Raw genomic sequence first — 14612 nt, forward strand, 5'->3', positions numbered from 1 at the left:
GGGGGCGGGGGGGGGGGGGGGGGGGGGGCGGGGGGGGGGGGGGGGGCCCGGGGGGGGGGGGGGGGCCGGGGGGGGGGGGGGGCGCGCCCCCCCCCCCCCCCCCCCCACGCCGCCTCGTCGCGCGGCTTCGGCGTTGCCGCTCCCCCCGACACCCCGGCAAACCCGCCGTTCCCCCCTGGCCACACCCCCCTCCGGCGAGAGCGGTCCGCACAGGCCCGGCGAGCCCCCACCTCCGGGGACGTCGTTGATCTCAAACTAACAAACCGCGTGGTTGGTTTGTCAATAGCGGAATCCACAAAACATCCACATCGTGACGGAGTGCTCCGCGGCGGTCGGAAAGGCCCAGGACCAGCGGTTTGTTGTCCCACCGGGGTGTCCGCCGCCCGAGCCGCCCGACGCCGGGCGCGGACACGTAGTGCTGGACGCCGCCGTGGAATCCGACATTCCGAGCATCATGGCAGCACGCTGTGACACCGGACGGGCGCCCAGCGCAGCCGGAGAAGCGGCCAGGGAAGCGGCCGGGGAAGCAGCCGGGTAAGCGGCCGGGGGAGGGGAGAGCGGGCGGGCTCAGCGCAGCAGCCGGCGTTCCTTCGCCACCGCCACCGCGCCCGACCGGGTGTCCACGCCCAACTTGTCGTAGATCCGGCCGAGGTGGGTCTTCACCGTGGCCTCGCTGATGAACAGCGCCCGGGCGATCTCCCGGTTGCCCAGCCCCTGCGCCAGCTGTCCGAGGATGTCCAGCTCGCGCTCGGTGAGCTGCGGCGAGGGCGCCCGCATCTGCGCCATCACCCGGGAGGCGACCGGCGGCGAGAGCACCGTGCGGCCCTGCGCGGCCGCGTGCACGGCGGCGAACAGCTCCTCGGGCCGCTCGGCCTTCAGCAGGTAGCCGGTCGCGCCGGCGGCGATCGCCCGGGTGATGTCGGCGTCGGTGTCGTAGGTGGTGAGCACCAGGACGTGCGGCCCGTCCGGGGTGGTGGTGATCCGCCGGGTGGCCTCCACCCCGTCGATGCCGTCGCCGAGTTGGAGGTCCATCAGGACGACCTGCGGGGCCAGCCGGGCGGCCAGCGCGACGGCCTCCTCCCCGGTGCTGGCCTCGCCGACCACCTCGATGTCGCCGGCGCTCGCGAGCAGCGCCAGCAGTCCGGCCCGCACCACGGCGTGGTCGTCGCAGACCAGCAGCCGGACGGGAGCGGTCCGGACGGGAGTGGTCCGGCCGGGAGTCGTGCTCATCGGTGCTCCAGGGTCATCGCTCGTCCGGGCTCATCTGTGCTTCGGGGGACCGGTGTTCCGGGCTCATCGGTCGTCCAGGGGGATCGCGGCGGAGACGACGGTGCCCTCGCCGGGCGCGCTCTCCACGGTCAGCCTGCCACCCAGCTGCCGCAGCCGGGCCCGCATCGCCGGCAGGCCGTACCCACGGCCGCCCCCGCCCCCGGCGCCGACACCCGCACCGCCCCCGGCCGCGCCCGGGTCGAAGCCCTGCCCGTCGTCGGCGATGTCCAGCACGGCCTGGTCGCCGAGGAAGGACAGCGTGATCGCGGCGGCCGACGCCCCGGCGTGCTCGCGGACGTTGGCCAGCGCGCCCTGGGCGATCCGCAGCAGCGCGGCCTGCGCGGCGGCGGGCAGCGGCACGGGCGCGCCGTCCAGGTGGAAGCGGACCGGCAGCCCGCTCTCGGCGGACTCCCGCTCGGCCAGCGCCCGCAGCGCCCGGTCGAGGGTGCGGCCGTCGGACAGCTCCGCCGGGGCGAGGTCGTGGACGAAGCGGCGGGCCTCGGCCAGGTTCCGGGCGGCCACCGAGGCGGCGGTGCGGACGTGGGTACGGGCGGTCGCCGGGTGGGTGTCCCAGGTGCGCTCGGCGGCCTGGAGCAGCATCTGCTGGCTGGACAGGCCCTGTGCCAGGGTGTCGTGGATCTCCATCGCCAGCCGCTCGCGCTCGGCCAGGGTGCCCTCCCGCCGTTCGGTGGCGGCGAGTTCGCGCCGGGTGCGGACCAGGTCGGCGATCAGCGCGCGCTGCCGGGCGGCCTGCCGGGCCATGAAGTGGAAGACGCCGGTGGCGAGTCCGGCCACCGCGGCCGGCAGCAGGACGAGGGTGGCGTCGGCGCCGCCGGGCAGCCGGACCTCGGCGGTCACCACCAGCAGGGTCAGCGCGCCGACCAGCGGGATGGCCGCCTTCGCGGGCAGCACCCGCAGCCCGGTGTAGATCAGCGGCACGGCGCACCAGGCGAAGCTCGGCGCGAGCAGCACCAGCACCACCCAGAGCGCCACCACCAGGGCCAGCGCCCAGCGGCGGTGCCGGTCCGGGGCGGTCGGACGGCGGTGGGCGAGCCAGGACCCGGCCGGCTGGGCGACCGCGAGGGCCGCGCTCAGCCCGATCACCCAGGGCGCCTGCGCGGTGCCGGAGTGGTGGGTGAGGTAGCGGCTGAGCGAGGCGGCGAGCAGCAGCAGGAAGGCGGAGTCCAGCAGCAGTGCGAGCCGGCCCGCGTCCGGATCGCCGGCGTCGTGGCCGAGGGCGCCGCCGGCGCCGGTGCGGTCCGCGGCGGGGCGGCCGGCGGTCGGGCGGGGCTGCTGCACGGGTGGCTCCTGGCTGAACGGGTGGTGCGTGCGCGGTCGGCGCCTGCCCGTACCGGCCGTACCGGTCCGCACGGGCCCGTCCCGATCCGCACCGACCCGCACCGATCCCTCGATGGTGACCCGTCCGGCCCGGGGCCGCATCAGCCGATCGGTTGACGCCGCCGTCCCCCATCATGCCCGGACGCCCGCGCCGGACCGCCGATGCGGCGGCCCCTTCCCCGGCCGGAGGATCGAAGCACGCCGCCGGGCGATCCCCCCAACGGCCCGGCGGCCCCCGAACTCCCCCACTCCGCCCCGCCCCACCCCGCAGATCCGCTGAGGAGCTGGACCATGAAGAAGACCTCCGTCCGCACCCGGGTGCTGACCGGCACCGTCGCCGCCGCCGCGCTCGCCGCCGCCACCGTGGGCGCCGTCTCGGCCAGCGCCGAGTCCACCGACACCCCGGCCGTCCAGGCCGCGGCGAAGGCCGACACCCAGAACAAGAACCTGGCCCCGAGCAGCGGCCTGACCATCGACGCCGCCACCCGCGCCGCCCAGGCCGCCCTGGACGCGGCCACCAAGGCCGGCCAGCACGTGTCGGTCGCGGTCGTCGACCGCGACGGCGTCACCCGGGTGCTGCTGAAGGGCGACGGCGCCGGCCCGCAGGCCCCGGTCTCGGCCGAGCGCAAGGCCTTCACCGCGGTGTCCTGGAACGCCCCGACCTCGGAGCTGGCCAAGCGCCTGGCCCAGGCCCCGAACCTGAAGGACATCCCGGGCACCCTGTTCCTGGCCGGCGGCGCCCCGATCCAGTCGAAGGGCGCCCCGATCGCGGCCGTCGGCGTCGCGGGCGCGCCCAGCGGCGACCTGGACGAGCAGTTCGCGCAGGCGGGCGTCGCCGAGCTGGCGAAGTGACCGGGGGCCCGGCGGGCCCGCCCCGCGCCCGGGGCCGGGCCCGCCGGGCCGGGGTCTCGTTCGGGTGAACGCCGGAAGGGTAGCCGCAGAACACGGGATGACCCTTCGAAAAGCCGGTGCCGCTGTCAGTGGCGCGTGGCAGGCTTCCCGGTATGACGGCGTGGACCCTCAACGACATCGAACGCGCGATCCGCTCCTCCTGGGGCGTCGACACCTGTGCGCCCGAGGATCTGGCCCACTGGCGTCCCGACAATCCCGCCCGCGGTCAGTGCGGGGTGACGGCGATGGTGGTGCACGACCTGCTCGGCGGCGAGCTCATGATGGGCGAGGTGTACGTCGACGGGGTGCGGACGGACCTCCACTGGTGGAACCGTTTCGCCACCGGCTTCGAGATCGACCTCACCCGCGAGCAGTTCGGGCCGGACGAGCTGGTCGGCCGAGGCCGACCGGTCGCCCGCCCGGCCCGCCCCGGCCGGCTCCAGGCCCAGTACGAGCTGCTGCGCACCCGGGTGGTCGCCGAGCTGGAGCGCGGCGCGGCCGCCGACCGCACCCGGCTGCCGTCCCGGGCCCGCGCCTGCGCCTGAGAACCGGCCCGGCTCCGGGTGTGCTTCCGTGCCGACCGGCAGGTAGCGCAGCTCTTCTGACGTACAGTCGGCCGCATACGAGCGGTGCGGCGGCGACGGGAGTGCGCGGATGACCGGGCGGACGATCGGCTTCGTGGGGCTGGGTGCGATGGGGCGCGGCATGGCCGGCAGCCTGCTGCGGGCCGGCCACACCGTACGGGTCTGGAACCGCTCGCCCGAGCCGGTGGCCGCCATGGTGGCCGAGGGCGCGGAGGCGGCCGGCTCGCTCGCCGAGGTGTTCGCCGCCGACACGGTGGTCTCCATGCTCGCCAACGACGCGGCGGTCGAGCGGCTGCTGCTCGACCCCGCGCTGCTGGCCGGCGCCGGGGCGACCCTGCACGTCAACATGGCCACCGTCTCGCTCGCCCTCGCGGAGCGGGCCGAGGCGCTGCACGCCGAGCACGGCGTCGGCTACGTCGCCGCCCCCGTCCTTGGCCGGCCGCCGGTCGCGGCGGCGGGGCGGCTGAACATCCTGGTCGCGGGCGCGCCCGAGCTGCTGGAGCGGGCCGAGCCGCTGTTCGCCGCGATGGGCGAGCGCACCTGGCACTTCGGCGAGAGCCCCCGGCAGGCCAACACCGTCAAGATCAGCACCAACTTCCTGATCGCCTGCGCGATCGAGTCGATGGCCGAGGCGTGCAGCCTGGCCGAGGCGCACGGGATCCGGCCGACCGACCTGGTCGACCTGCTCACCGGCACGCTCTTCCCCGGACCGATCCACACCGGCTACGGCGCGATGGTGGCCGAACGCCGGTACGAGCCGGCCGGGTTCCGGCTGCCGCTCGGCCTCAAGGACGTCGGCCTCGCGTTGGACGCGGGGGCCGCGCGCAACGTGCCGCTGCCGATCGGCAGCGTCCTGCGGGACGCCTTCCTGGACGCGCTGGCCCACGGCGACGGGGACAAGGACTGGGCGGCGGTCGCCGAGGTCGCCCGCCGCCGGGCCGGGCTGCCCGACTGACCTCCGCCCGCCGGCCCCCGGGCCGGGCTGCCGGACCGGACCCGCGCCCGCCAATCCCCGGGTGCTGCCCGGCGGTTGGCGCGGCGGCGGAATAAACCGGCGTCCGATGGCTGCTCACTCCTGCGTCCGCACCGTACGTACCACGGAGGAGTCCTGATGGGCGATCAGCCGCCCGGCGCCGAGACGCCGCGCCGTTTCCTGTTCCTCGACGCCAGCGCGCGCCCCGACGGCAACTCGGCCCGGCTCGCCCGGCTGGCCGCCGAGTCGAGCCTGCCGGCCGGTGCCGAGCAGCAGTGGCTGCGGCTGGACGAGCACCCGCTGCCGCCCTTCCGGGACCTGCGGCACACCGGCGACGGCACGTACCCCGAGCCGGCCGGCCACGAGCGGACGCTGCTGGACGCCACCCTGGCGGCCACCGACCTGGTCTTCGTCGCGCCGCTGTACTGGTACGCGCTGCCGACCAGCGCCAAGCTCTACCTCGACTACTGGTCGGCCTGGTTCCGGGTGCCCGGCGTGGAGTTCCGCGAGGGGATGCGCGGCGGCACCATCTGGGGCGTGACCGCCCTCGCCACCGAGGACGACGACAACGCCGAGCCGCTGATCGGCACCCTCCGGCTGACCGCCGACTACATGGGGATGCGCTGGGGCGGGGTGCTGCTGGGCCACGGCACCCGCCCGGGCGAGGCGCTGGCGGACGAGCGCGCGGTGATCGCGGCCAAGTCCTTCTTCGCGGGCTGATCCTCCGGGCCGGCCTTCCGGGCCGGCCCCTCGGGGCAGATCGCTCACGGCCGGTTCCGCACGGCCGACCCCCTCACAGATCGACCCCCTCACGGACCGACCCCCGGCGGGCCGGGTGCCGCGCGCACGCGCCGCCCGCCGCCGGGGGTCGTGCGGTACCGTCCTCCGGGCGTGTACCCGTCATCCGGCCGCCGCCCTGGTCGAGCGCAAAAGGCGTACGGACGGCCAGAGTTGGACGAATCGGGCAGCCCTCTCCCGGGCCCGGACCGCAGTGTGCCACCCGCCTTCCGGACCGGTCCCGTCGTTCGGTACTCTCCGTCGCACTTTCAGCTTTCGCGGGGGGTCCGCGGCGTTCTTCGGCCGCCCCCTCGCGCCCGGGCCTCGCCCGGACACTTCCGTGAGGTCTCCCTTGTCCATACGTCGCAGTCTTGCCCTTGCCGGGGCCGCCGCGCTCGCGTCCTCGCTCGTCCTGGCCGGCGCCCAGGGCGCCATGGCCGTCGGTGCCACCGGCACCCCGTCCGCCGTCGCCTCGCAGGCCGACAAGGCGTCGCGCGCGAGCCTCGACCTCTCGCTGAACGGCGTGCCCGGCACCTTCATCGCCGGCGGCGACGCCCGCGAGTTCACCTTCAAGATCGACAACCGGACGAAGCACGACTTCGTCTTCATCCCGCTGCTCAAGTTCAAGAACAAGGCGGGCTCGCTCCAGGCGAAGGACCTCAAGGTCCAGTACCGGCTCCCCGGCGGTGAGTGGCAGACCGCCGTGGTCGCCCCCGACCAGAGCGGCGAGAAGAACAGCTCCGTCCTGATGATGCTCGGCACCCTGGACTCGGCCGGCAACCCGGTCGCCGACGACCTGCTCGGGGTGAACCGCGGCAAGAACGTCCCGATCAAGGTCCGGGCGTCCTTCACCGACGGCTCCCCGCTCGGCCGGGCCGGCGTCGTCCCGGTCGTCTTCGCCGCCCAGCTCGACGACTCCACCCACCAGCCGGTCGACAACGGCCACCTCAGCTGCGACGGCGGCGTGGGCTTCACCATCAAGGCGCCGGGCGGCAAGCCGACCCCGACGCACACCGGCAAGCCCAGCCCGACGCCGACCCAGTCCCAGACGGGCAAGCCCAGCCCGACCGCGAGCGGCTCGCCGTCGGCCACCGCGACCGTCACGCCGACCGAGAAGCCGACCGAGAAGCCGACCGAGACGCCCACCGGCAAGCCGACCGACACCCCGACCGAGAAGCCCACCGAGAAGCCGACCACTCCGGCCACCGGTGAGCCCTCCGGCTCGGCCACCGCCCCGGCCCCGGTCGAGAGCAGCGGCGACACCTCGGGCCCGATCGACTTCCCGGTGGAGCCCCCGGTCATCACCCCGCCGCCGCTGACCCCGGCCGCCGTCGACAAGGCCAAGGCCGCCGCGGACGGCAGCGACAAGGCCCTGGCCCAGACCGGTGGCGGTAGCAACACCACCGCCATCGCGGCCACCGGCGGCGCCGTCCTGGTGGCCGGTGTCGGCACCCTCGTGGTGCTGCGCCGTCGCAAGTCCGCCCAGCAGGGCTGAGGCGAAGCGCGCTGACGCAAGCACGCCGACCCGAGGCGCGCCGACCCGAAGCGCACTGATCCGGAACACCCCCGTGCCGCCCGCACCGTCCCCTCGGAGGGATCCGCGGGCGGCACGGGCCGTTCCGGGGGCCGACCCGGGCCGTCCCGCGGGCGGTCCGGACGGTTCTCCTCCGTCACATAGGATGTCCGGCCGGAGGGGGGCGGAACGGCGGGGAGAGGACAGGTGCGGGTAGCACGCACGGCACGGACCACCACCGACTACGAGGCGACGACCGGGCGGATAGCCGGGCTGCCGCTCCGGAGGCACCACGTCCTGCTGACCGCCTGGACGGTGCTCTGGTTCCTCCTGGTCGAGCCCAGCGGCGGCTTCTCCTGGCACTACCTGCGCCAGGGCGAGCAGTTGCTCTTCAGCGGCCAGCCCGACGGCGGCCTGTCGCTCTACGCCCACCACCCGGAGCTCCAGATCGGCCCGGTCAGCCTGGCCGCGGCCCGGCTCACCGCCCCGTTCGCACCGCACACCGGCGAGCTGATCGCCGAGGCGGTGAGCGCCGGGCTGGGCCTGGTGATGCTGGTCGTGGTCGGACGCACCGCGGCCCTGTACTACCTCGGCACCGGGACCAACCACCGGCGGCTGCAGCAGCGGCTGCTGATCGCCGGGCTGGCGTTCATCCCGATGTGGGTCGAGGTCTCGGTCCGCTTCGCGCACCTGGACGACGTCCTCGCGCTGTTCTTCACCACCCTCGCCGCGCACGCCCTGGCCCGCGGCAAGCCCGTCCAGGTCGCGGTCTTCCTGGCGCTGGCGGTGGACTCCAAGCCCTGGGCGATCGCCTTCGCCCCGCTGATCCTGGCGCTGCCCCGGCCCGCCTGGCTGCGCACCGCGCTCTGGTTCTGCGCCCTGGTGGCGATCGCCTGGCTGCCGTTCTACCTGGGCAACCTGGACACCATGGCGGCCGCCAAGTTCACCATCCCGAACCAGCCCGCCTCCGCGCTGCGCTGGTTCGGGGTCACCGACCCGGCCACCCCCTGGTGGGACCGGCCGACCCAGTTCGCGCTCGGCATCGGGCTCGGCTGCGTCGCCGTCTGGCGCGGCCGCTGGCCGGCCGTGGTGCTGCTGGGCGCGGACGCCCGCATCCTGCTCGACCCGAGCGTCTACACCTACTACACGGCCTCGATCCTGCTCGGCACCCTGCTCTGGGACGCCGTCGGGCAGAAGCGGCTCGTCCCGTGGTGGAGCTGGATCGCGCTGGCCGCGCTGTACGGCGGCACGCTGTTGCTCCCGTCCGACGCGGCCCGCGGCTTCGTCCGGCTCGCCTTCGTGGTGGTCTCCGCCGGGTACGTGCTGTTCTGGCCCACCCAGCGGTCCCGGCGGCAGCGGCCCGGCGCACCGGGCGACGGCGGCAGCGGCGGCACCGGCCGCCGGGGCGGTCGGGGCGGTCGGCGTCGCGAGCGGGCGCTGGCCGGCGCCGGGGTCTGACGGCACGGGCCCGTCCCCGTCCACGGCTTGACCCTCACGCGACGTGAGAGCCGAGGGTGGTGGTCAGCACCAGGGAGGAACCCCGATGACCAGTGAGGGCTACTCGGTCGGCGCCGTGGCGAAGATCGCCAAGGTGACCGTCCGCACCCTGCACCACTACGACGAGATCGGCCTGCTGTCCCCGGCCGGCCGGACCCGGTCCGGCTACCGCCGGTACGTGGACGCCGACCTCGACCGGCTGCAGCAGGTCCTCTTCTACCGGGAGCTCGGGTTCCCCCTGGACGAGATCGCGGCGATCCTGGACGACGACTCGGTCAGCCCGACCGAGCACCTCCGGCGGCAGCACCGGTTGCTCACCGACCGGATCGGTCACCTCCAGGAGCTCGCCTCAGCCGTCGAACACGCCATGGAGGCACGGAGAATGGGCATTCAGCTGACCCCGGAGGAGAAGTTCGAGGTCTTCGGCGAGGGCTACCAGGAGGACTGGGAGCAGGAGGCCGAGCAGCGCTGGGGCGACACCGCGGCCTGGGCCGAGTCGCAGCGCCGCACCGGCGGCTACTCCAAGGCCGACTGGCAGCGCATCCAGGCCGAGATGACCGCGCTCAACGAGCGCCTGGCCGGGGCGGTCACCGCCGGCGAGCCCGCCGACGGCACGGTGGCCACCGGCCTCGCGGAGGAGCACCGGCAGCACATCCGCCAGAACTTCTACGACTGCACGTACACCATCCACCGCGGCCTGGCCTGCCTGTACGTCTCGGACCCGCGCTGGACCGACACCTACGAGAAGATCGCGCCGGGCCTGGCCCAGTGGCTGCACGACGCGATCGTCGCCAACGCGGACCGGCGCGAGGGGACGTCCGCGGAGAAGGCCGAGGAGAAGCGTGCGGAGGAGCGCGAGGGGCAGTAGACCGCGCGCTCAGGCCACTCCGCGCCCGAAGGAGCGCCGGTAGGCGGTCGGCGAGGTGCGCATCACCCGGCCGAAGTGGTGGCGGAAGGTCGCGGCGCTCTCGAAGCCGACCGCTGCGGCGATCTCCTCCACCGTCCCCTCCGGCGACTCCAGCAGCGCCAGACTGGTCGCGATGCGCTGGGTGACGACCCAGCGCATCGGGCTGGTCCCGGTGCGGGCGGTGAAGTGTCGCAGGTACGAGCGGTCCGACATCCGGGCGGCGCGGGCCAGCTGCGAGATGGTCAGCGGGGACGACAGGTGGTCCAGCGCCCACCGCATGCTGAGGGCGATCCCGTCGTCCTCCTCCTCGACCGGGCGGACCGCCGCCTCGACGAACTGGGCCTGCCCGCCGTCCCGGTGCGGCGCCACCACGAAGCGGCGGGCCACCGCGTTGGCCACCTTGGCGCCGTGGTCCCGGCGGACCAGGTGCAGGCAGAGGTCGATGCCGGCCGCGCTGCCCGCGCTGGTCAGCACGTCGCCGTTGTCCACGTACAGCACGTCGGGGTCGACCCGCACCGCCGGGTACCGCTGCTGGAGCAGCTCGGCGTACCGCCAGTGGGTGGTCGCCTCCCGGCCGTCCAGCAGTCCGGCGGCGGCCGGTGCGAAGGCACCCGAGCAGATCGACACGATCCGGGCGCCGCGCCCGTGCGCGGTGCGCAGCGCCTCGACCAGGTCGGGGGAGACGCCGCCGAACGGGTTCGGCACCCCGGGGACCACCACCGTGTCGGCCGCGGCCAGCTCGTCCAGCCCGTGCCGGGCGGTCAGTGCGAAGCCGCCCACCGCATCCAGCGGCGTCCCGGGCCGGTCGGCGCAGACCTTCAGCCCGTACCAGGGCGCCGCCAGCAGCCCGGCCAGCTCGGGCCGCGCCAGCCCGAACACCTCGACCACCACGCCGAGTTCGAACGGCGCCATGCCCGGGAAGGCGTACACCGCGACGTCGTGCACGGGCTCCGGGCGCCGGCCGATGGCGACGGGCACCGGCCGCGGGGCGGCACCGGTCCGGTCCTCGGCGTGCTGCTCGGCCATGCGAACCCCCTGCTCACGGGTGGCGGAATGCCGGTGAGTGTAGCCGTCCCGACCCCTTCGGAATTTTCTTCGAACCCGCCTGCAACCTTCACCCCCGTCACACGTCCTTTGGTACGGGGGCGGAGGGAACCCGGCAGAGGGCGGCTGGGATGATCCCCCCGATCACGATCTTGATCAGGTGACCTGACGGAACGGCGGCCGCCGTCACCGTCCCGGGGGAAAGCGGAAACGCGCATGTCCATGGCCATCGGGCCGACCGCCGCGCAGGCAGGGGGGCGGGGCTTCTCCATCCGTGGAGTCGTCACCGCGCTGTTCGGCGCGCAGGAGGCCGGCGAGCCGCTCGCCGGCGCCGCCACCGAGCAGGAGGCGAAGCAGCGCCGCTCCGGTTTCCGGCTGCTGCGCGGCGGTCGCAAGCCCGCCGAGGACCGGCCCACCCTGACCGACCTGTACCACGCCCACCGGCTCGGCCTGGTCCGGATGGCGGTCATGCTGGTCGACCACCAGGACCTGGCCGAGGACGTCGTCCAGGACGCCTTCACCCAGCTCTACCAGCGCTACGGCGAGGAGCTGGACGACCTCGACAACGCGCTCGGCTACCTGCGCACCTCGGTGGTCAACGGCGCCCGCTCGATGCTGCGCCGCCGCAAGACCGCCCGCGAGTACGTGCCGCCGCACGTGGCCGACGCCCCGTCCGCCGAGGACCACGCGGTGCTCAACGACGAGCACCGCCGGGTGCTGGTGGCCCTGCAGGAGTTGACTCCCCGCCAGCGTGAGGTGCTGGTGCTGCGCTACTGGTCCGACCTGTCGGAGGCGCAGATAGCCGAGACCCTGGGACTGTCCCGGGGTGCCGTGAAGTCCACCGCCAGCCGCGCTCTGGACGCCTTGGAAAAGCACCTGGAGAAGGTTCGATGACCGACAAGCTCCCCCGCCGCACCGGCGGCGACGGCGACGGGCCGGCCGAGACACCGACGGAACGGCTGCTCCGCGAGGCGATGACGGCCCGGGCCTCCCTCGTCACGGCCGCCAGCCTGCGCCCGGCCGTTCCCCCGAAGAACCGGATCCGCCGGCTGCGCCCGGTGTACGCCGTCACCGTGCCGCTCGGCCTGGCCGCCGCCATGGCGCTCGGCGTGCTCACCTTCCACGGCGAGCCGGTCGCCCAGGACGAGGTCCCGCCCCCGGCCGCCACCCTGACCACCTCGCCGAGCCCGACGCCCGAGCCGACCGGCGACCCCAGCCCGACGGCCGCCCCCACCGATCCGGGCACGCCCACCAGCGAGGCCGAGACGGAGGTCCCGCTCGCCGACGGCGTCCCGACCACCGCGACCTCCGCCCCCGGCACCGCGAGCGGCCCGGCGAGCTCGTCCAGCCTGCGCGGCGTCAAGTTCAAGGTGCCGGCGGGCTGGAAGGCCGTACCGGTCTCGGCCGACCGGGTCTGCGTCCTGAGTCCGGGCGCGCCGACGGAGCCGCAGCAGGGCTGGGCGCCGGCCAGGTGCGAGCCGTACGGCGTCCTGGTCGTGGCCTACAACTCCCCGGACGAACTCGAGGGCGGCGCCTGGCCGACGACGAACGACCTGGTCGCCGACAGCGGCTGGGGCCACCAGCCGAACTGCCCGATCTGGGGCCGGCCCTACTTCCCGGACAACGGCTACTCCTCGGTCGGCGCACCCGTGCGGACCAAGTCCACCGTGGCCGGCAAGACGATCGACAAGACCCAGTGGAACGTCACCTGCAAGCCCGGGGACACCTTCACCGCCCAGATGTGGGGGATGGGCCTGGACCAGGTCTTCGTGGTGGCGAACGGGCTCAAGAGCGACTACCAGTCGGGCCTGACGACGATCGTCAACAGCCTGGACGTGAGCGGCCACAAGTCACCGTCCCTGACCGCGTCCGACAAGGGCGCGAAGGACATCGCGATCACGGTCGACGGCGGCCTCGGCGCCGGGCAGAAGGTGTCCACCAACGGCACCCCGGTGACCTTCACGGTGACGTACCGGAACACCGGCCAGAAGACCTACGACAAGCTCCAGCCGCTGGTCTACACGAAGGAGTACGCCGGGACGCCGCCGAGCGAGATGGTCATGATGAACAAGGGCAAGCTGGAGCGCCAGGACGGCGGCGCCTGGAGGGAGATCCTGCTCTCGATGGGCGGCGGCATGGACTACGCGAAGGTGGACCAGCAGGCCTGGTTCTCGCTCGCGCCGGGGGAGACCAAGAGGGTGACGTACCGGATGGCCCTCGACCCGATGGACGGGCCCGGCACGATGCCGCTGTCCGTCCAGGCGACGCTGCCGTACGAAGGCTCCGGGTCGCTGACCTCCCTGAAGGAGCTGATCGTCCCGGTGACGGTCGTGAAGTAGCCGTTCCAAGCTGGCAGTTGAGGCGCCGCGACCGGGTTTCCCCCGGTCGCGGCGCCTTTCGGCGTTCCGGGGAGGGGCCGGGAAAAATTCTTCGAACCCGCCTGCAACCCCCCGGCGGGATGGACGTCTATCAGGGTGAGAGGCAGGGAGAGCGAGCCGGCGGAGCCGGGGGGCTCGGGCCGGTTCCTCGGGGCGCGACCGTAGGCGCCCGCTCATTCGATCACCACCATCACCATGTCCTTGGGGGGACTGTCACATGAACGCGTCCGTTATCGCCCGTATTGCGAAGATCGTCCCGCTGGCCGTCGTCACCGCTGTGGGAATCGCGGCCTGCGGCCCGACGAACGGCGAGGCGTCCGTCGCCGCCTCCGCTCCCGCCTCCACCCCCGCGGCCACCTCGTCGGCCACCCCCGGCGCGGGCGCCGTCCCGACCGTCCCCGCCCCGGCCGCGCCGACCACCGAGGCCGCGCCGACCACCCCCGCCCTGACCAACGCCGCCCCGGCCGCCGCTCCGGCCGCGCCCGTGGCCGCCAAGACCGAGGCCAAGACCGCCGCGAAGGCCCCGGCCGCGCCCGCCCCGGCCAAGCCCGCCGGCGGCATCGGGATCACCTTCGACGGCCTGCGCGCGGGCCAGAAGATCCAGGTGGGCGACCAGGTCTCCTTCTCGGTGACCTGGAAGAACAACGACGCCTCGGGCACCCGCGCGGTGGCGCCGGTGGTGGCCACCCAGCAGTTCGAGGGCGCGGAGTGCCGGCGGGTGCTCTCGATGGCGCAGGGCACCCTGGAGCGCAAGGACGCCACCGGCTGGAAGGCCATGCCCGCGCTGAGCCAGGGCGGCGGCATGGACTACGCGGGTACGGGCAACGACGCGGCCTTCGAGCTGGCCGCCGGCGAGAGCCGGACGGTCGAGTACCGGATGGTGCTCGACGCGGGCAACCAGCCGGGCAAGCTGTACGTCGAGGCGGACGCCGTGGTGCCGTCCACCTACAAGGTGCTGACCAAGGGCGTGGTGACCACGTCCGTCGTCGACTCGCACCGCCCGGTGGTGAACTCGGTCTCCAAGCCGACCCCGCTGGTCGTCGGCGGGACCCCGACCGAGTTCTCCTTCAAGGTCTCCTCGCCCGACGGCCCCGGCCTGCTGCGCCCGGCGGTGTACCTGTCCGTGCCCGCGAGCGAGGGCCTGACCGGGGAGGACGTCACGATCGAGGCGAAGGTCGGCGGCGAGTGGAAGTCCTTCGAGGCGACCGAGGACTGCAACGGGCGGATCGGGGTGGCGCCGGCCCAGCTGACCGGCGTGATGACGGGCAACCCGGCCGAGTACACCTTCCGGGTCGGCCTGAAGCGGACCGGTTCCACCAAGCCGGTGGAGATCGAGGTCGGCGGCGCCTCGGACGGCCACTACGGCGCCCCCACCACCCTGCGGCCCGCCGTCCGGCGCTGACACCGACGGCCCGCACCGGAGCCGAAGGGCCCGGCCTCC

General features: G+C 74.5%; 13 protein-coding genes. 10 read left to right on the forward strand and 3 right to left on the reverse strand.

The features are described from left to right. Window positions 1-567: 567 nt before the first annotated feature. Both ACFVXH_RS10985 and ACFVXH_RS10990 read right to left on the reverse strand, forming a co-directional pair. Window positions 568-1230, reverse strand: coding sequence for a response regulator (locus tag ACFVXH_RS10985; RefSeq protein WP_387822274.1), 663 nt, complete (start codon window positions 1228-1230; stop codon window positions 568-570). A gap of 63 nt (window positions 1231-1293) precedes the next feature. Then, complete coding sequence (locus ACFVXH_RS10990) at window positions 1294-2568, reverse strand: sensor histidine kinase (protein ID WP_387822277.1); 1275 nt, start codon at window positions 2566-2568, stop codon at window positions 1294-1296. 330 nt (window positions 2569-2898) lie between these two features. Between ACFVXH_RS10990 and ACFVXH_RS10995 the strand changes: the two genes are divergently transcribed. From ACFVXH_RS10995 to ACFVXH_RS11025, 7 genes are all read left to right on the forward strand, one after another. Further along, window positions 2899-3459, forward strand: coding sequence for a heme-binding protein (locus tag ACFVXH_RS10995; protein ID WP_387822280.1), 561 nt, complete (start codon window positions 2899-2901; stop codon window positions 3457-3459). Window positions 3460-3611: 152 nt separating this feature from the next. Further along, window positions 3612-4043: a hypothetical protein gene (locus ACFVXH_RS11000; RefSeq protein ID WP_049651638.1), complete on the forward strand. Its 432-nt coding sequence runs from the start codon at window positions 3612-3614 to the stop codon at window positions 4041-4043. Window positions 4044-4152: 109 nt separating this feature from the next. Further along, window positions 4153-5037 (forward strand): NAD(P)-dependent oxidoreductase, encoded by an 885-nt coding sequence (locus tag ACFVXH_RS11005; protein WP_117488646.1) that lies wholly within the window; start codon window positions 4153-4155, stop codon window positions 5035-5037. A 156-nt stretch (window positions 5038-5193) separates the two neighbouring features. Continuing rightward, entirely contained in the window at window positions 5194-5775 is a 582-nt protein-coding gene (locus ACFVXH_RS11010) for an NAD(P)H-dependent oxidoreductase (RefSeq protein ID WP_049651640.1), read from the forward strand. A gap of 409 nt (window positions 5776-6184) precedes the next feature. After that, on the forward strand, window positions 6185-7327 hold the full coding sequence (locus ACFVXH_RS11015; RefSeq protein WP_387822284.1) for an LPXTG cell wall anchor domain-containing protein: 1143 nt from the start codon (window positions 6185-6187) through the stop codon (window positions 7325-7327). Between the two features lie 225 nt (window positions 7328-7552). Continuing rightward, on the forward strand, window positions 7553-8803 hold the full coding sequence (locus ACFVXH_RS11020; RefSeq protein ID WP_375875080.1) for a hypothetical protein: 1251 nt from the start codon (window positions 7553-7555) through the stop codon (window positions 8801-8803). 85 nt (window positions 8804-8888) lie between these two features. After that, a complete protein-coding gene (locus ACFVXH_RS11025; RefSeq protein WP_387822288.1) occupies window positions 8889-9710 on the forward strand; it encodes a MerR family transcriptional regulator in 822 nt (273 codons plus the stop codon). 9 nt (window positions 9711-9719) lie between these two features. On the opposite strand, the gene ACFVXH_RS11030 is transcribed toward ACFVXH_RS11025, so the two are convergent. After that, window positions 9720-10775 (reverse strand): helix-turn-helix domain-containing protein, encoded by a 1056-nt coding sequence (locus ACFVXH_RS11030; protein WP_387822291.1) that lies wholly within the window; start codon window positions 10773-10775, stop codon window positions 9720-9722. A gap of 234 nt (window positions 10776-11009) precedes the next feature. Between ACFVXH_RS11030 and ACFVXH_RS11035 the strand changes: the two genes are divergently transcribed. The 3 genes from ACFVXH_RS11035 to ACFVXH_RS11045 all read left to right on the forward strand — a co-directional run bounded on the left by ACFVXH_RS11035 (window position 11010) and on the right by ACFVXH_RS11045 (window position 14573). Then, window positions 11010-11687, forward strand: coding sequence for an RNA polymerase sigma factor (locus tag ACFVXH_RS11035; RefSeq protein ID WP_387822294.1), 678 nt, complete (start codon window positions 11010-11012; stop codon window positions 11685-11687). Next, complete coding sequence (locus tag ACFVXH_RS11040) at window positions 11684-13132, forward strand: hypothetical protein (protein ID WP_387822297.1); 1449 nt, start codon at window positions 11684-11686, stop codon at window positions 13130-13132. Before ACFVXH_RS11035 ends, ACFVXH_RS11040 begins: the two co-directional genes overlap by 4 nt. A 256-nt stretch (window positions 13133-13388) precedes the next feature. Then, window positions 13389-14573 (forward strand): hypothetical protein, encoded by a 1185-nt coding sequence (locus ACFVXH_RS11045; protein ID WP_387822300.1) that lies wholly within the window; start codon window positions 13389-13391, stop codon window positions 14571-14573. Window positions 14574-14612 lie beyond the last annotated feature (39 nt).

The sequence above is a fragment of the Kitasatospora sp. NPDC058184 genome (assembly GCF_042883725.1).
Taxonomy (GTDB): Bacteria; Actinomycetota; Actinomycetes; order Streptomycetales; family Streptomycetaceae; genus Kitasatospora.